Here is a 16,879-nt window from a genome sequence, read left to right on the forward strand (position 1 = left end):
TACTTTTCTACTTTTCTTCCGCGGCTTCCATGCGGGCCGCTTCGTCCATAATCCGGGCCGAATCGATGACCGCATCCAGATCGCCGTCCAGGACCGCGTCGAGGTTGTGGGCCTTGTAGCCGGTGCGGTGATCGGAAATACGATTTTCCGGGAAGTTGTAGGTGCGGATGCGCTCGGAGCGATCCAGGGTACGCACCTGGGAATGGCGCAGTTCCGCGTTTTCGGCGGCCTGCTGATCGAGCTGGAGCTGGCGCAGCCGGGCGCGCAGCACCCGCATGGCCGATTCGCGATTCTGGATCTGCGATTTTTCGTCCTGCATGGAGACCACGATCCCGGTGGGAAGGTGGGTGATACGCACCGCCGAATCGGTGGTGTTCACCGACTGCCCGCCCGGCCCGGAGGAACGGTACACGTCGATGCGCAGATCATTAGCGGCGATTTCCACTTCGCCCGGGTCATCCACTTCCGCGAAAACAAGTACGCCCGCGGTGGAGGTCTGGATACGACCCTGGGATTCGGTTACGGGCACGCGCTGCACCCGGTGCACCCCGCCTTCGTATTTGAGGTGGGCCCACACGCCTTCGGAGGGATCCTCGAGTTGCCCGCGGGAGCGGATGGCGACTTCGAGATCCTTGTAGCCACCCAATTCGGTTTGGTTGGCGCCTAGCACTTCCCAACTCCAGCCCTTGGAGGTGGCGTAGCGTTCGTACATGCGGGCCAGGTCCCCGGCGAAGAGTGCGGATTCTTCCCCGCCGGCCCCGCCTTTGATTTCCATAATGGCATCGCGGGCGTCGTCCTCATCGCGCGGGATAAGGACTTCCGTGAGTTCCTGGGAGGCGGCTTCGTAGCGTTCTTCCATTCCGGGAAGTTCGGGGCGGAAAAGTTCGGCATCTTCCCCGCCCAGGGAGATGATCTCCTGGGCTTCGGTCAGGTCCTGTTCGGCTTGCAGGAAACGCCGGTACACGCGCACCACCCGCCCGAGTTCGGCGTAGCGCCGCCCGAGGGAACGCAATTTATCCGGGGAGGAGAGAACTTCCGGGCTGGCCATATCCGCTTCGATTTTTTCAAATTCAGCGAGATGGTGCTCGGCTACCTCACGACGTGTATCAGCCATAACGAGGACCTTTCTTCACGCGCGCCCGGCGCGTGCCCTGCCGCCACGGGTGCGTGGCGGACCTACCGACAATCGTGCAAATTCTGCAAAAAGAAATCGTGCAAAAAGAAAAGGAGCGCCCTTGCGGTGACGCTCCTTTCCGTGGCGCTTACTTCTTGCGCTTGCCGTAGCGTGCCTCGAAGCGAGCCACGCGCCCACCGGTATCCAGGATCTTCTGCTTGCCGGTGTAGAACGGGTGGCAGTTATTGCACACTTCCACGCGCATATGATCACCGTTGTAGGTGGAACGGGTGGTGAACTCATTACCGCAGGTGCAGGTCACGGAGACCTCGTGGTAATCGGGATGGATTCCCTGCTTCATTATCTCTCCTTGGTTCGTAGCTGCCCCCGGGTCCGAGCGCGGTTCTCCGTATCACGGTGAACCGGGAGCCGACAGAAAATTATGGCACGGGCGGCCCGGCCGAGACAAGGCACCGTGCGCGTATCACATCACTGCGGATGCTACGCGCCCGGTTCCCGGAGCCCGGCCGGCTCCCCCAGCGGCCGCGTGGCGGCCTTAGGTACCGAGTTATTCGCGAGTTATCAGCTGCGTTATTCCCCGTGTTATTCGCCGCGCGATCCTTGCATGGAACGCATAATCGACACGAGGAATTCCGCGTTATTTTCGGTATTGCGCATGCGCTTGAGCACGAAGTCCGCCGCTTCGTCCACCCCGAGGGTGCCCAGGGCCCGGCGCAGCTGCCAGATAACCTTGAGCTCTTCGGGCTTGTAGAGCAGTTCTTCGCGGCGGGTACCCGAGGCGTTGATATCGATAGCCGGGAAGATACGCCGGTCCGCGAGCTGGCGCGAGAGGCGCAGCTCCATATTGCCGGTGCCCTTGAATTCCTCGAAAATAACTTCGTCCATCTTCGAGCCGGTTTCCACCAGCGCGGAGGCGATAATCGTGAGCGAGCCGCCGTTTTCGATATTGCGGGCCGCACCGAAGAACTTCTTGGGCGGGTAGAGCGCCGCGGCATCCACACCACCGGAGAGGATGCGCCCCGAGGCCGGAGCCGCGAGGTTGTAGGCACGCGAGAGGCGGGTGAGGGAATCGAGAAGCACCACCACATCCTGGCCGAGCTCCACCAGGCGCTTGGCGCGCTCAATAGCCAGTTCGGAAACGATGGTGTGATCCGAGGCCGGGCGGTCAAAGGTGGAAGCAATCACTTCACCCTTGACGATACGGCGCATATCCGTGACTTCTTCGGGGCGTTCATCCACGAGGACCACCATGATATGAACCTCGGGATCATTCGCGGCAATCGCCTTGGCGATCTGCTGCATAATCATAGTTTTCCCGGCCTTGGGCGGGGAAACGATGAGGCCGCGCTGGCCCTTCCCGATGGGAGCAACCAGGTCAATGGCACGGGTGGACAGGCCCTTACGCTCGGTTTCCAAACGCAAAATCTCATCCGGGTAGACCGGGGTGAGCTTATTGAAGTCCGGGCGGCGCGCCGCTTCAGCTGCGGGCAGGGAGTTAATAGTATCCACCTGGACGAGCTGGTTACCGGAACGGTTATTGTTCTGGTTATTGTAACGACGGCGCGGATTGCGCTTGTTATTGCGATTATTATGCGAGGAATTATCCTCATCGTGCTGGCGGATCGCACCCACCACGGCATCCCCGCGGCGCAGGCCGTACTGGCGGACCAGCGCGGTGGAAATCTGGGCGTCATTGGGGCCGGGCAGGTAGCCGCCGGTGCGCAGCACCATCTGGTTACCCTGGGTATCCACAATGCCGGCAACGGGAACGAGGGTATCTTCCGCCTGGCGCTTGCCGGCCGGGATATCCTGGCGTTCTTCACGCTCAACCTTCACGGCCGGGGCGGCGGTTTCCGCCTCGTGATCGGCGCGCTCCGCGCCTTCGCCCCGATCCGTGCGCTCGGTACGATCCGAGGTGCGCCGGGAGCGGCGGGCTTCTTCGTGTTCCTCACCGCGGCGGTTGCGCTTGCGGCGGCGGCGCTCCGAGGCGGTGTCATGATGGTCACCGGCGCGGCGTTCCGCGGCATCACCGATGGCATCCAGAGCCGCGAGGGTATTTTCATCGCTGAGGGAATCGGAGCGGCGCGCGGCCTGGCCGGCTTCCTGCTTCGGTTCGGGCAGATCGATATGGACCGGTTCGCGGTGATCCCGGCGCACCCGGCGCCGCACCTTGCGTTCCTCGCGATCTTCCCGTTCTTCCCGGGACGCGGTGGAGGTGGCCGAGGTGGCGGGGGCTGCTACCGGAGCGCTTTCCGCGCTGGGTGCCGAGGCCGCTGCAGAGCGGGCCGTGCGCGTTTTCCGGGCCGGAGCCGGTGCCTCAGCCGGAGCTTCCGCGGCGGTCGGGGCCGCTTCTGCGGCTTTCGCGCTTTCCTTCTTCGCTGCGGTCTTTGCCGTGGTGGCAGCAGCGGACTTTTCGGGTGCCTTCGTAATATTGGCGAGGCTATCTTCCTTGCGGGGCCGCCCGCGCCGCGCGGGGCGAACTTCGCGAATGGCCGCGAGCAGGTCCGCCTTCTTAGCTTTCGGGTCAATGTCCAGGCCGAGTTCTTCGGCGAGCGCGCGCAGCTGCGGCACCCGCATCGTTGAGATTGCGCCTGATGTTGGGGTTTCCGTCACGAGGTTCCTTCCTCGGAATTCAGGGGTTGTTAACGCACTTATGACAATTTCAAGTACGTGGGAAATAACCGGTATAAGAACGTCGGTTAGACCTTAGTCTACACCAGATAAGCGCCCCGTGTGGACATTCCAGCGGTATTCACCGTAAATCCACGCCGTTGCATCATAGAAACTGTGTCAGCGTCAAGGCGTGAAAATACTAGCACGGATGGGCCGGCACCGGAAATAACGGCCGGGAATCCCGCCGCGCGCAGCGCCCGCACCGCGTCCGCGGAGGCCGGCATGGCCCCGGCGCGATAGTCCTGGTGGAGGCGATCTTCGGTGGCCTGCCAGAGCAAATCCGGGTAGTGCTCGAGGGCGAGGGCGAGCATAGCGGCCCGCGACGCATTAAAAGCGGCGTCGGCATGGGGAACGGTATCCGGGAGCGCGGCCCGCGCCTTTTCGGTGAGGAGCTGTTCGCCGGGAATAAGAAGAGTGGTGTCCACAGAGGTGGGGATACGCGCCGCTCGGGCTTGCGTTCCTTCCATCCACGTTACGACGGCGCCCCCGAAAATTGCCGGTGCGGCATTATCGGGATGTCCTTCAAATTCGGTGGCGAGGGAGAGGAGAACGCCGTCGTCGAACATATCGGGGCGATCTACGAGGCCGCGCACTAAAAGTAAGCCGGCCACCACGGCCGCCGCGGAGGAACCCAGGCCGCGACCCTGCGGAATCGCGTTGGTGCAGCGCAGCTCGAAACCGACTCCGGGCAGCGCCGCGGCCTCGAAACCGCGGCGCAGGGCCCGCACGATGAGGTGATCATCCCCGGTGGGGAGGACATCCGCGCCCTCCCCCTCAATATGGACCCGGGTGGCCCCGGTGGTCAGGCGCACGCTGACTTCGTCCCAAAGATTGTGAGCCATGCCCATGCAATCAAAACCGGGGCCGAGGTTGCCGGAAGTGGCCGGGACCCGCACCCGCGCTTCGGAGGTGGCGATACGCATTAGGCCACCTCCACCCGCACGAAGCTCGCGGTGCGCACCGTTGCCAGGCCTTCGGCCGCGGAAAGATCCGCAATAGTTGCTTCCACATCGGCCTGGAGGGCTTCGTGGGTGGTGACCGTGAGGCGGCACAGGTGGTCCGCGGTGGGCGATTCTTGGCTGACTCCGCTAATGGAGACATTGTGACGGGCGAAGGTGCCGGTGACCTCGCTGAGAACACCAACGTGATCGGCCACGTCCATGCTCAGCTGGAAGCGCGAGCGCGCCTGGGTGGGCGGCAGAATTGGCAGCTCCCCGTAGGCCAGTTCGCGCGGGGCCAGCCCGCCGTGCACGCGGTGGTGGGCTGCGGCCACCAGGTCGGAAAGAACCGCGGTGGCGGTGGGATCCCCGCCGGCCCCCGGCCCGTAGAACATGAGGCGATCCGCGGCTTCACCCTCTACCACGATGGCGTTATAGGCCCCGTGCACGGTGGCGAGCGGATGCTGGGCGGGAATGAGGGTGGGGCCCACGTACAATTCGATGCCGTCCGCGCGCCGCTTGGCGGAGGCCACCAGCTTGACCACGTAGCCGCCCCGCCCGGCCGAAGCGATCATCTCCGGGGTGATCTCGCGGATTCCGTGGGTGTGGACATCCGAAAGTTGGACGCGGGTGTGGAAAGCGAGGGAAGCCAGGATAGCGCATTTTGCTGCGGCGTCGTACCCGTCCACATCGGCACTCGGATCGGCTTCGGCATAGCCGAGCTCCTGCGCCTTCTTTACCGCGGCATCGAAACTTTCCCCGTTGGTGGTCATTTCGTCGAGAATGTAATTGGTGGTGCCATTGACGATCCCGAGGATATGGGTGACGCGGTCCCCGGCGAGGGATTCCCGTAGCCCGTACACCACCGGGACGGCCCCGCCCACCGCGGCCTCGTAATAGAGGTCCACGCCGGCACGCGCCGCGGCGTCGTACAATTCTGGACCGCGTTCGGCCAGCAGCGCCTTATTTCCGGTGACCACCGAGGCGCCGGCGGCAAAAGCGGCCAAAATATATTCGCGCGCCGGTTCAATGCCGCCCATAAGTTCAATAACAATATCCGCCTGGGCGATAATGGCGTGGGCGTCGGTGGTGAGCAGCGCGCGGTCAATCGCGGGATCGCGCGGGGCCTCCAGGTTGCGCACCGCGATGCCGATAACACGCAGGCGCGCCCCGGCTCGCAGGTTAAATTCTTCCGCATTGGCTTGCAGCAGGCGGACGACGGCGCTTCCCACCGTCCCCGCCCCCAGCAGGGCAACCTTGACTTCCTTCACGCCTACTCCTTATCTTGACGAACGCGCCGCGCGGATGCCGGCTCGGTCCGGGCGTTGCGCCGGCCTCTCTGTCCTCGCGTGTCCTAGCCTAGCGAAGGTAGGGCCGGGGCGCGCCACCGGCCCGCCCGCCACGAGCGTATGGGCTTGGTATGCGGCGAAAACTGGGTGTGGCGCCCGCCACGCGGATGGGTACAATATCCCCATGGAAAATGCATCGACCGATGCACGAAGAGAAAGCGAGGTGCGCGATGCCCACTGTGAAAATCAAGGACGTCACCTTCGGCTCCGGGCCGACGAAAATCCTCGTGTCCATTACGCCCGCCAATGGTGACGAGCTGCGGACGCAGGTAGCGAAGCTTCCCGAACAGGACATTGACGTTCTGGAATGGCGAGTGGATTTCCTCGAGGATCTTGCCACCCTCACCGCGGTGGGAACCCTTTTGCGTAAGTCCACGAACCTACCGATTCTGGGCACGTTCCGTTCCGCGGCGGAGGGCGGCCAGAAAGCGATTATGCCCGATGATTACGGGCCGCTGGTGATCCGGCTCATCCAATCCGGGCTGGTGGATGCGGTGGATGCGGAGCTGTTCCGCACCGGAGCCTGGACCGAACGCATTATTCAGGAAGCGGCCCGGGCTCAGATTCCGGTGATCGGCTCCTACCATGATTTCCGTTCTACCCCGCCCGAAGATGAAATCGTGAATCGCCTGCGGCTCTTGCAGGTGCACGGGGCGTCTATCGCGAAAATTGCGGTGACGCCCGCACATCCGGGTGATGTGGTGACGGTGCTCAACGCGACCTATCGGGCCAGCCAGGAGCTGCACGTTCCGCTCATCACCATCGCCATGGGCGCGCTGGGCACCATGAGCCGCATTACTTCCGCTATTTTCGGCTCCGCTGGCACCTGGGGTCAGGCCGGGCAGGCCACCGCGGCCGGGCAGATCGCGCTGGCCGAGCTGCGCCCGGTGGTGGACGCGATCTCGGCGTGGAGCAGCGCCCCGGATACCTGGGAAAAACCCGCTCGGGTGAGCGAGGCCGTGCTGCCGGAGGATTAGGTGCCGCACGCGCCGGCGCTTAGCTGTTAGTGCGCCGGCGCGCGGGCAGCCCTAGTTTTTGGCTGCGGTGGCCGGGCGATTACTCGGCAGCCGGGTAATCCGCGTCTAGCGCGAGGAGGTCCGCCACGGTTTCCCCGCGAATAAGCCAGCGGGCCCGGCCGCCGCGCACCGCAATAACTCCCGGGCTGGGCAGCATATTGTAATGCGAGGCCATGACTCGCCCGTAGGCGCCGGTGGCCGGCGTGACAAGCAGGTCACCGGCGTGAATATCCTCCGGGAGGGCGACGGCGCGCACCACAATATCGCCCGATTCGCAATGCTTACCGACAACTCGGCAGACGCGCGTGCCTCCGGGATTCCCCTGGGTGGCCGCCGCACCGGCAGCGGGATCCGCCGCGCTTGCCGCGGCGGCGTCGTCGGCCTCAACAATGGTGCCCGTGCAGGTGCTGGCCGGCACGCGGTCCACGAGGGCCGCGGTGTAATCGGCGCCGTAGAGGGCGGGGCGGATGTTATCGGACATGCCTCCGTCCACCGAAACGTAGGTGCGGGTGCGGGTGGCATCCACGTGGACGTTCTTGACGGTTCCCACGGTGTAGAGCGTCATGCCGGCCGGGGCAATAATGGAGCGGCCCGGTTCCACGGAGATGCGCGGGGCGGGGATGCCGCTGTGGGCGCTGTGCCGGGCCACTTCCGCGGCGAGCACCGCGGCGAAGTCACGCGGGGTAGGCGGAATCGGGTCCGCGCCGGTGTAACGCACCCCGTAGCCACCGCCCAGGTCAATTTCGGGGATCACGGTTCCCAGCTCGCGGGCCACCCGGGCCCGCAGATCCAGGATGGCGCGTGCCGCGGCCACGAAAGCTTCCGTCGCCACAATTTGGGAGCCGATATGCGAATGTAATCCCACCAGGCGTAGCCACGGATTGGCCTCGATGCGCTCAACCGCCTCCCAGGCCGCGCCGCTGGCGAGCGAAAGACCGAATTTTTGATCCTCGTGGGCCGTGGCAATGAAATCGTGGCCGCCCGCGTGAATACCGGACGTCACCCGTACCACAACCGCGGCAACCTGCCCGCGCCGCGCGGCCGCGGCGGCCACCAGCTCCACTTCCGTTAAGGAATCAACCACCAGGTGGGCAACCGCATGTTCCAGGGCCAGCTCAATTTCCGCCGCGGATTTATTATTGCCGTGCAAGCCGAGCTGGTGCCCGCGCGCTCCGGCCGCCAGGGCGATGCGCAGCTCCCCTTCGGAACAGGTATCCAGGTGGAGGCCTTCCTCCAGCATCCACCGGGCCACGCCCACGCTGGCAAAAGCCTTGCAGGCGTAGTAGACATCCGCTCCCGCCAACTCGGCAAAAGCCTCCCGCATCGCGCTCACCCAGGCGGCGGCCCGGGAGCGGGCATCGGCTTCATCCAGGATGTAGAGCGGGGTGCCGAAGCGTTCCGCCAGGGCGCGCACTGAACAGCCGCCCACCTCCAGGTCACCGGGAAGGCGGCGTACCGTGGTGGACCACACCCCGGTAGGCGAACCCTCGGGAAGGGGCGCGGGCAGCTGCTCGAGATTACTTACCGGGGTGTTCACCGAGTCGCTCACATTTTCTCCGGGGCGCTCACCCCGAGCAGGTGCAAGCCATTGGCGAGGACCTGGCGGGTGGCGTCGTTCACCCAGAGGCGGGTGCGGTGCAGATCGCTGACTTCTTCATCCGCGCGCGGGGTGACCCGGGCCTTGCCGTACCAGGTGTGGTAGGCGCCGGCCAGTTCTTCCAGGTAGCGGGCCACCCGGTGCGGTTCGCGATTGGCCGCGGCCAGGGAGATCACTTCGGGGAAGCGGGCGAGCTGCCCGATCAGATCGGAATCGGCTTGCTCCAGGAGTTCCGGGGTGAAGGCATCCGCGCGCTGCACCCCGTGTTCAGCGGCATTGCGGGCCACATTCGCAGTGCGGGCGTGCGCGTATTGCACGTAGTAAACCGGGTTGTCATTGGTGTGCGAAGCCAGCACATTGAGGTCCAGCTCCAGGGTGGTATCCACCGAGGCGCGCACCAGCGAGTAGCGTGCCGCATCCACGCCCACGGCTTCCACCAGATCCTCCAGGGTGACCACGGTGCCCGCGCGCTTGGACATGCGCACCGGAACACCATCGCGCTTGAGATTGACCAGCTGGCCGATGAGGATTTCCATATTGCCGCCCTTGCCGGCGGTATCCCCGAAAGCGCGAGCCATGGCGTACATGCGCCCGATATAGCCGTGGTGATCCGCGCCGAGCATATAGACGGCGTGATCGGCACCGCGGTGGCGCTTATCGAGGTAGTAGGCGATGTCACCGGCGAAGTAGGCGGTTTCCCCGTCCGATTTCACGATGACGCGGTCTTTATCATCACCGAAATCGGTGGAGCGCAGCCATACCGCGTTATCTTCTTCGTAAATAACACCGCGTTCGCGCAGCTTTTCAATAGCGGCGGCAACCGCTCCGGAATCGTGGAGGGATTGTTCGTGGAAGAACACATCAAATTCGGCCCGGAAATCAGCCAAGGAACTCTTGATCTCCGCGAACATGAGCTCAACACCGCCGGCGCGGAATACTTCCTGCGCTTCGGTTTCCGGGAGGGTGCGCGGATCGGGGCGCCCGGCGGCTAGCTCCTGGGCGATAACCTGATCGGCAATATCGGAAATATATGTTCCGCCGTAGCCATCTTCCGGAGTTTCGCGGCCCAGCGCGGCGGCCAGCAGGCTTTCCGAGAAATGGTTGATCTGGTTGCCGTGATCATTGAAATAGTATTCGCGCACCACGTTCGCGCCGGTGAAGCTGAGAATCCGGGCGAGGGTATCCCCCACCGCGGCCCAGCGCGCTCCCCCGATATGGATGGGGCCGGTGGGATTCGCGGAAACATATTCCAAATTGACGGTGGTTCCGGCACCCGCCTGGGAGGAACCGTAGCGCTCCCCCTGTTCCACGATGCTGCGAGCCAGTTCCCCGGCCGCGCCCGCGGAGAGGCGAATATTAATAAAACCGGGGCCGGCAACCTCCACCTGAGCGATACCGGACACACCTTCGAGGCGCCCGGCCAGCAGGGTGGCCAGGTCACGCGGGGGCATCCCCGCGCGCTTGGCGAGTTGCATAGCCACATTCGTGGCCCAATCCCCGTGCTCGCGCGAACGCGGGCGCTCGATTTTCACCGTGGGAATATCACCATCGAGGTGGAGCTGACCTTCATTACGTGCGGCGCTGATTTCCGCCGCGATACATGCACTGAGTTCTTCCGGAGTCACGCATCTAAGTGTACGTGCTATCTACGACAGAATTACACCGCCACCCGCCAACGTGGTAAAGTAGCGCAGTGCGCCCCGATAGCTCAGGGGATAGAGCGTTCGCCTCCGGAGCGAAAGGCCGCAGGTTCGAATCCTGTTCGGGGCACAAATCGCACAAAGATGGGCCCGCGTATCGAAAGATATGCGGGCCCATCGCTGCACTGGTGGCCCCAGCTGCGCCGTCGTACTAAAACGCGCGCCGCGGGAACGCTACCGGCGCTTAGTACTCAACCACCAGGCGCCCCACGACCTCGTGATTCTTGAGCTTCTCGATGCCTTCGGGAATCTCCTCGAAGGGGATGGTGGTGACCTGCGGGGTGAGTTTCCCGGTGGCCATAAACTCGTAAATCCCGGCAATATCTTCCTTGGTGCCGCCGTTGGAGCCGACGAGGCGGCACTGGTTGAGGATGAGGCTCTTCGTGGAAATAAGCGATTCCAGTTTGCCCATGCCCACAACCACCACGGTGCCATCGCGGCGAATAATATCCACGGCGTCCGCGGTGGTGGTGCCGAAACCGGCGAAGTCCACGATGAGGTCGAAAGTAATATCGGAGAAGTCCTTAATATCCTTCTTCACGCCCTTGGCGCCAATCTTTTCGGCAAGCGGCCACACCTTTTCATTAATTTCAGCCACGTATACATCCGCGCCGGCGAGCACCGCCACTCGCGCACCGATCTGCCCGAGACCGCCCAGGCCAATAATCCCCACGGTTTGGCCCTTCTGCAGGCCGCCCTGGGTCACGACCGCCGCGTGGGAGGTCATCCCGGCATCGGTTGCCGCCGCGCCCAAAATAAAATCAACGCCGTCCGGAAGCGGAACGAGCGCTTCGGCCGGAACCGCCATCTTCGGCGCGAAACCGCCGTCGAAACTGTAACCGGGCGCACCGGCCGCGGTGGTGGGGCACACGCCCACACGATCCCCGACCTTGTACTCCGTGACGCCTTCGCCCACTTCGGCCACCACGCCCGAATTTTCGTGCCCAATGGTGATGGGGCGCTTGGCGAGCATGGACAGCCAGCCCTCATCCGTGAGTAGACCAACATCCGAATGGCAAATACCAGCCGCCTTCATCTCCAGAACAACCTCGCCCGGGCCGGCCGTGGGATCCGGAACCTCGTTGAGAACAAGCGGTTCATTGGTATTCGTAAATTGCCAGGCCTTCATCACAACTCCTTCTGTGTGGCGGTGCGGCGCATCTATGCGCTGCAAGGGACTTTAAGCCTAGCATTTTTTGTTTGTTTCATCACGATTTGCGCGGAAGTTGCGCTGAGAGCGTGGCGCGCCGGCGTGGTCCAGAATGTGGTACGACGACGCCGCTCCCGGCCGCGCTCCCCTCCCGCTACCGGTGTTTAGATCCGCACCGAGTACTGCGAGTTATCGAAATAGCTGCGCATCGCGCTGGGTTCGTCGGTAATAATGCCATCAACGCCCAGGTCGAGCAGTCCTTCCGCTTCCGCGGCGGAATTAATCGTCCAGGCGTGCACCGCCAGCCCTTGCGCGTGGGCGAGCTGCACAAACCGCGCGGTGAGAACGGGAACCGGGTGGCCGAGCGTGCCGCCGCCAGCCGCATCCCCGCTCTGGAGCGAGCGGCTTGAGCGCGAAAGCGGCCACGGGCGGGGCAGCGAGCGAAGGCCGGGTAACGAGCGAAGGCCGGGTAGCGAGCGCGGGCGCGGCAGCGCGATATCTACCGGCACCTGAACGGCCTGGAAGCCGCGCTGCGAACCGGGGAATTTGGCGATGCGTACTCCCTGCACACCGGGCAGGTGGGAGAGCGCCATGAGCCAGGCCACCGCTGAGCGGCCCAGCGAAAATGTGGCTCCCGGCAGCCGACTGCGCATACGCTCCACGCGTGCCTGGGAGAAACTGGCCAGGCACACCCGCCCCGCGGCTCCGGTACGTCGCACCGCAGCCACCAGCGGTTCTACGGCCGCATCGGATTTCGCGTCCAGGTTAAAAACAGCGTCCGGGAAGGCATCGAGGACTTCATCCAGGCGCGGCGGGCGTTCTCCGGCCTCGTTACGAACCTGAGCTACTTCCGCCCAGGTGTGTGCGCTGATCGGGCCAACGCCGTCCGTGGTGCGATCCAGGAGCGGATCGTGGAGGATGACCGCCACGCCATCGGCAGTGGCATGCACGTCCGATTCGATATGCCGAAATCCCGCGCGGTAGAGAGCCTCAAAAGCGCGCAGGGAGTTTTCCGGGTATTCGTTACCGCCGCCGCGGTGGGCGATGATGAGCGCGGGCCCATCAATATCGTAGAGTCGCCCCATTACTTGCAATCCGCCTCGAGGGGCTGGGCTTGGCGTTCTTCCAGGAAGGCGAGCGGGTCGAGGAGTTCGTCGTTGGCGGCGTGGATCTCCAGATGGAGATGCGGGCCGGTGGAGTAGCCATTCGAGCCCACCGCTCCGATCACATCACCGGCCTTGACTTTGTCACCTGCCTTGACGAAAACCCCGTCGTCGTACATGTGGATGTACCAGGAGCTGAACTTTTCCCCGTTAATAGTGTGCTCGATAATAATGAGATTATTTGAGCGGCCCTGGATGCCTTCACCGGCGTGCTTGACCACGCCGTCGGCGATGGCGTGGATCGGGGTGCCGGCCGGGGCGCCGAAATCCTGCCCGGCGTGGGAGGAAACTTCCCCGGAGATCGGGTCCACGCGGGTGCCGAAAGGCGAGGTGAGGCGGTAGCTTCCCTCGGGCAGCGGCTTGACGATGAGGCGATCCGTGGGGATATCAAAAGCGGCGCGGGTGCCGGAAGCCCCTGCAGAGGTGGGGCAGGCGCGGCGCGGATTCTCCGCCGCGGTGCGGGCCTGGGCGCGCTGAATCGCACCGACTTCCCCGGTGAGCTGGGCCGGGGTGGTGAATTCTTCAGCCATGGGCGCCACGAAAGCCGGGTTCGCGGCCTGCGCCGCATTGCCCTGCAAGGTGGACATAACGGGAAGCACCATGCCCAAGCAAGCCACCGCGCCAATAAGAATATTGCGGTAGGGAGAAACGGAACGCGCTACCGCCCAGTGCGCGGCCGCCCCGGCCAGAATGCGGTCCGAGCGCTCCCGGTTCTGCGCGCGCCCACAGGCTTCACCCGCGCGCACCGCCGCGTCAATATCCGATTCGGAGAGGACTTCGGTGCCCTCGGTATCGGTGGTGATTCCCGCGGTGCCGATTCCACCGGTGGGCGCGACTTCGCAGGCTGCGATGGTCAAAGAAGAAGGAAGAACGACGCCGAAAGCGGCCCCGCGCCCCACGTTCACCTGCGGTTTCAGTTCCGGGGTGGGAAGCGCAGCGGTAACCGCTTCGGTACTCGCGGGCGCCACTGCGCGGGCCCGTTTGCCGCGCGTGGGAAGTTCACTCACCGTTGCGAGCGGTGCGGCCGTGGCGGGCGCAGCAACCGTTGCGGGCGTTTCTGCCGCTGCAACCGAGTCTAGCGATGCCGCAGTTGCGGCCGTTTCTACGGTTGCGGCCGGGGCGACGGCGGCGGCGCGGCGCCCGCGCCGCTCGGGTTGCGCAACTTCGGCTCGTTTGCCGGAGGTACGCACCTGGCTAGCACTTTCAACAGCAGCCACCGTGCGGGAAGGTGAAGGGAATGCCGGCGCGGCAGCGCGGCGGGCACGCCCGGCGGGAGGCGCAGGAGTCGCCTGAGTTACAGGAGCCGCCGGAGTTGCAGACGTTACCTGAGCGGTGGGAGCAGCGGGACGCGCATGCGAAGCGCGCGCAACGTGCGCCGCGCGTGCAGAATGCGAAACAGGCACCGAGTGCGAAACAGGCACGGAGTGCGAATCGGACACAGCATGCGAAGCCGCCGCCCGGGAACCCGCAGGCCGAGATGCCACCGGGCGCGAGCCCTCCACGCTCACAGCAGCGGCGCGCGCGGCGCGTTTCCCAACGCGCTCCTGCGGAGCCTCATGCGCCCGGGCGGCTCTGCGCCCGCCGCGAGAGGTGTGGTGTACCGCGCTCACTGCTCTCCTCATTTTCCCTGCCAGATGGCCGGCGCATCCACCGGCCCGTCACTATTACAAAATGATAACGGTCAGCGCCGGAAAGGCAAAGAGTTTTCACCACATGAGCCGTATCGCATCGCGCCCTACCGGCCCCACCCCGAATCGTCCCGCTCCCTCCCCGCAGCAATCACACCTCGCGCAATCCGCGCTATCTCGCGGTTTTAGGAACGGCGCTGCATGGAATCGCGCACGTCCCCGACGAGGTCTTCAATAACGTCTTCGAGGAAGATCACACCCGTTACCTTTCCGTTATCTTCCACGATGGCCATATGCGTCCCCGAGGTTTGCATAGTTCGCAGCGCGTCCTCCACGCTGGTTCCGGCATCAAGGCTGCGGACCGGCCGCACCAAGCGGGCGGAAATGGGCAGTTCGCGCTGGGCGGCGTCGAGAATATCCTTCACGTGAATGTACCCGACGATATTCCCGTCGCTCACGAGTGGGAACCGCGAATACCCGTGGTCGGCCACCAGCCGCTCCACCTGCGCGGGCGTGGCGGTGCGCGGGCAGGTCACCACCTTATCGAGGGGCAGCATGGTGTCCCCCACCTGGTGTTCGGAAAATTCCAGCGCCCCGGTGATAAGCCCCTGGGTATCTTGGAGCACCCCAGCCGCCTGGGAGGCATGCACAATCGCCGCGACTTCGGAAGCGGTAAACGCGGAGATAACCTCGTCTTTCGGTTTCATCCCCATCCAGGAAACGATATGCACCGCGAGCCAGTTAAGCGATCCGGTGATCGGGCGGAAGACCCGGTCAAAAACCAGCAGCGAAGGCACGAAAAGCATGCCGAGGCGTTCCGGGTGGGTGACCGCCAGGTTCTTCGGCACCATTTCCCCCAGGATCACGTGCAGGGCGGTCACCAGGAGCAAAGCCAGCACAAAAGCGATGGTGTGGGCGAGGACTGCCCCGGCACCCACCGCGGCCAGCGGCACCAGCAGCAGCGCCGCGAGCGCCGGTTCCGCGAGCGCCCCGAGGGCCACCGAGCACAGGGTTACGCCGAGCTGGCAGGCAGCCAGCATTTCGTTGAGGTTGCGGGAAGCCGCCAGGGTTTTCGCGGCGCGCGGGTTGCTTTCCGCCAGGGGTTCCAGGCGGGAGGGCCGCGAGGCGGTGAGCGCGAATTCGCAGGCCACGAAATAGGCGTTTCCGGCGAGCAACAGCACGGTGAGGATGAGGGCGAGGGTATTACTCATGGATTTTCACCTCTACCGTTTCCACGCGCCGCTCGTCCATAGCACGCACTGTCAGCTGGGCGTCGTCGACCTCCACCGTATCCCCCACCACGGGAATGCGGCCAAGTTCGGCCATAATCAGCCCGCCGAGGGTTTCATAGGGGCCGTCTTCGGGCAGGCGCACCCCGCAAATGCGGAAGGCTTCGTCCGGGCGCAGCAAGCCGGGCACCACCCAGGTTCCCGGGGCGGTGCGGCGCGCGCCGGTGCCGCGGCGGTCGTGTTCGTCCGCGATATTGCCGACGATTTCTTCCACGGCGTCCTCGAGCGTCACGATTCCGGAGGTTCCGCCGTATTCATCGACGACGACGGCCGTTTGGCCACCGATGTCTCGCAGCACCACGAGGAGCTCGGGCAATTCCATCGTTTCGGGTACCGCGAATGCTTCGCGCATCACCGAGGAGGAGGTGACGGGCACGTCCGCGCGCCGCTCGGCGGGAATGGCCACGGCGGGGCGCAGGTGCGCGAATCCGCGGATATCGTCGAGGCCACCCTCACCCACCACGGGGAAACGCGAGAAGCCGGTGGTGCGGGCCGCGGTGATCACGTCCGCGGCGGAGGCGGTTTCTTCCAGGTATTCCACCCGGCCGCGGTCGGTCATAATATCGATGGCCGTGAGTCCGCCCGCGCCGATGGAGGCGGTGAGCAGGCGCGCGGTGGAGGGCTCCAGGGTGCCGGCCGCCGCGGATTGGCGCACCAGGGCACCCAGTTCCGGGCCCGAGCGCGCCCCGGAGATTTCATCGGCCGGTTCTACGCCCATGCGGCGCAGCAGCCAGTTCGCGGTGGCGTTGAAGGAGACGATCACGGGTTTGAACACCACGCTGAAGGCGTGCAGCGGACCGCCCACCCGGGCGGCGGTGCGCAGGGGTTCGGCCAGTGCCATATTCTTGGGGACCAGTTCCCCGAAGAGCATGGAGAAGAGGTTGACGAGGAGGAAGGCCGCGGCGGCGGCAATAGCAACCGCGGCGGCATGCGCCACCCCGGCCGCACCCAGCCAGCCCGTCAATATTTCCGTGAGGGGTTGTTGGGCCACGTATCCGAGCAGGATCGTGGTGATGGTAATGCCCACCTGGCAGGCGGATAGGAAGAGGGAGAGGTGGTGGAGGCGGCCGGCCACGCTGGCAGCGGCCGGGTCCTCAGCGGCGCGCGATTCCACCGCGGCCGGGTCCAGGGCCACCAGGGAGAATTCCGCGGCCACGAAAAGCGCGGTTCCCAGCGTGAGGAGAATGCCAAGAAGTAAAAGAAGAGCGTTGGTCACATAAACTCCAGGGTAGGTGCTTCTT

13 protein-coding genes and 1 tRNA gene are annotated in these 16,879 nt (G+C 64.7%); 2 read left to right on the top strand and 12 right to left on the bottom strand.

Features of this window, described 5'->3' with window-relative positions; translation table 11 throughout:
• Window positions 1-7: 7 nt before the first annotated feature.
• The 5 genes from prfA to ACRQFC_RS00180 all read right to left on the bottom strand — a co-directional run bounded on the left by prfA (window position 8) and on the right by ACRQFC_RS00180 (window position 6,017).
• Window positions 8-1,114: a peptide chain release factor 1 gene (gene prfA / locus ACRQFC_RS00160; protein WP_435734621.1), complete on the bottom strand. Its 1,107-nt coding sequence runs from the start codon at window positions 1,112-1,114 to the stop codon at window positions 8-10.
• Window positions 1,115-1,262: 148 nt separating this feature from the next.
• Window positions 1,263-1,475 carry a 50S ribosomal protein L31 gene (gene rpmE / locus ACRQFC_RS00165; protein ID WP_016441737.1) on the bottom strand — a complete coding sequence of 71 codons (213 nt, stop codon included), beginning with the start codon at window positions 1,473-1,475 and terminating at the stop codon, window positions 1,263-1,265.
• A 242-nt stretch (window positions 1,476-1,717) separates the two neighbouring features.
• Window positions 1,718-3,748, bottom strand: coding sequence for a transcription termination factor Rho (gene rho, locus ACRQFC_RS00170; RefSeq protein WP_435731719.1), 2,031 nt, complete (start codon window positions 3,746-3,748; stop codon window positions 1,718-1,720).
• 98 nt (window positions 3,749-3,846) lie between these two features.
• A complete protein-coding gene (thrB, locus tag ACRQFC_RS00175) occupies window positions 3,847-4,731 on the bottom strand; it encodes a homoserine kinase (RefSeq protein ID WP_435713414.1) in 885 nt (294 codons plus the stop codon).
• Window positions 4,731-6,017: a homoserine dehydrogenase gene (locus ACRQFC_RS00180; RefSeq protein ID WP_435734622.1), complete on the bottom strand. Its 1,287-nt coding sequence runs from the start codon at window positions 6,015-6,017 to the stop codon at window positions 4,731-4,733. Before ACRQFC_RS00180 ends, thrB begins: the two co-directional genes overlap by 1 nt.
• Before the next feature lie 248 nt (window positions 6,018-6,265).
• Here ACRQFC_RS00180 and aroD point away from each other — a divergent pair, with 248 nt between their 5' ends.
• Window positions 6,266-7,072 carry a type I 3-dehydroquinate dehydratase gene (gene aroD, locus ACRQFC_RS00185; RefSeq protein ID WP_284904643.1) on the top strand — a complete coding sequence of 269 codons (807 nt, stop codon included), beginning with the start codon at window positions 6,266-6,268 and terminating at the stop codon, window positions 7,070-7,072.
• 79 nt (window positions 7,073-7,151) lie between these two features.
• On the opposite strand, the gene lysA is transcribed toward aroD, so the two are convergent.
• Together lysA and argS are read right to left on the bottom strand one after the other, a co-directional pair.
• On the bottom strand, window positions 7,152-8,660 hold the full coding sequence (lysA, locus tag ACRQFC_RS00190) for a diaminopimelate decarboxylase (RefSeq protein ID WP_435734623.1): 1,509 nt from the start codon (window positions 8,658-8,660) through the stop codon (window positions 7,152-7,154).
• Complete coding sequence (argS, locus tag ACRQFC_RS00195; RefSeq protein WP_284904641.1) at window positions 8,657-10,333, bottom strand: arginine--tRNA ligase; 1,677 nt, start codon at window positions 10,331-10,333, stop codon at window positions 8,657-8,659. The genes lysA and argS overlap by 4 nt, the downstream gene beginning before the upstream one ends.
• 72 nt (window positions 10,334-10,405) lie before the next feature.
• Between argS and ACRQFC_RS00200 the strand changes: the two genes are divergently transcribed.
• Window positions 10,406-10,478 (top strand) — tRNA-Arg (locus ACRQFC_RS00200).
• Between the two features lie 114 nt (window positions 10,479-10,592).
• Here the strand turns inward: ACRQFC_RS00200 and ACRQFC_RS00205 are convergent.
• The 5 genes from ACRQFC_RS00205 to ACRQFC_RS00225 all read right to left on the bottom strand — a co-directional run bounded on the left by ACRQFC_RS00205 (window position 10,593) and on the right by ACRQFC_RS00225 (window position 16,854).
• Window positions 10,593-11,537, bottom strand: coding sequence for a zinc-binding dehydrogenase (locus ACRQFC_RS00205; RefSeq protein WP_284904640.1), 945 nt, complete (start codon window positions 11,535-11,537; stop codon window positions 10,593-10,595).
• Between the two features lie 185 nt (window positions 11,538-11,722).
• Complete coding sequence (locus ACRQFC_RS00210) at window positions 11,723-12,643, bottom strand: glycerophosphodiester phosphodiesterase family protein (RefSeq protein WP_284904639.1); 921 nt, start codon at window positions 12,641-12,643, stop codon at window positions 11,723-11,725.
• A complete protein-coding gene (locus ACRQFC_RS00215) occupies window positions 12,643-13,938 on the bottom strand; it encodes a M23 family metallopeptidase (RefSeq protein WP_284904638.1) in 1,296 nt (431 codons plus the stop codon). Before ACRQFC_RS00215 ends, ACRQFC_RS00210 begins: the two co-directional genes overlap by 1 nt.
• 596 nt (window positions 13,939-14,534) lie before the next feature.
• On the bottom strand, window positions 14,535-15,560 hold the full coding sequence (locus ACRQFC_RS00220) for a hemolysin family protein (protein WP_284904637.1): 1,026 nt from the start codon (window positions 15,558-15,560) through the stop codon (window positions 14,535-14,537).
• Window positions 15,553-16,854 carry a hemolysin family protein gene (locus ACRQFC_RS00225; protein ID WP_435734624.1) on the bottom strand — a complete coding sequence of 434 codons (1,302 nt, stop codon included), beginning with the start codon at window positions 16,852-16,854 and terminating at the stop codon, window positions 15,553-15,555. Before ACRQFC_RS00225 ends, ACRQFC_RS00220 begins: the two co-directional genes overlap by 8 nt.
• Window positions 16,855-16,879 lie beyond the last annotated feature (25 nt).

Origin of the sequence: Actinotignum inguinis (assembly GCF_051265835.1) — a bacterium.
Classification (GTDB): domain Bacteria; phylum Actinomycetota; class Actinomycetes; order Actinomycetales; family Actinomycetaceae; genus Actinotignum; species Actinotignum timonense.

Excerpts from the sequence above, each read along its gene's own strand:
- prfA (WP_435734621.1), bottom strand. The coding sequence starts at position 1,114 with ATGGCTGATACACGTCGTGAGGTAGCCGAGCACCATCTCGCTGAATTT.
- rpmE (WP_016441737.1), bottom strand. The coding sequence starts at position 1,475 with ATGAAGCAGGGAATCCATCCCGATTACCACGAGGTCTCCGTGACCTGC.
- thrB (WP_435713414.1), bottom strand. The coding sequence starts at position 4,731 with ATGCGTATCGCCACCTCCGAAGCGCGGGTGCGGGTCCCGGCCACTTCC.
- ACRQFC_RS00205 (WP_284904640.1), bottom strand. The coding sequence starts at position 11,537 with ATGAAGGCCTGGCAATTTACGAATACCAATGAACCGCTTGTTCTCAAC.
- ACRQFC_RS00220 (WP_284904637.1), bottom strand. The coding sequence starts at position 15,560 with ATGAGTAATACCCTCGCCCTCATCCTCACCGTGCTGTTGCTCGCCGGA.
- ACRQFC_RS00210 (WP_284904639.1), bottom strand. The coding sequence starts at position 12,643 with ATGGGGCGACTCTACGATATTGATGGGCCCGCGCTCATCATCGCCCAC.
- aroD (WP_284904643.1), top strand. The coding sequence starts at position 6,266 with ATGCCCACTGTGAAAATCAAGGACGTCACCTTCGGCTCCGGGCCGACG.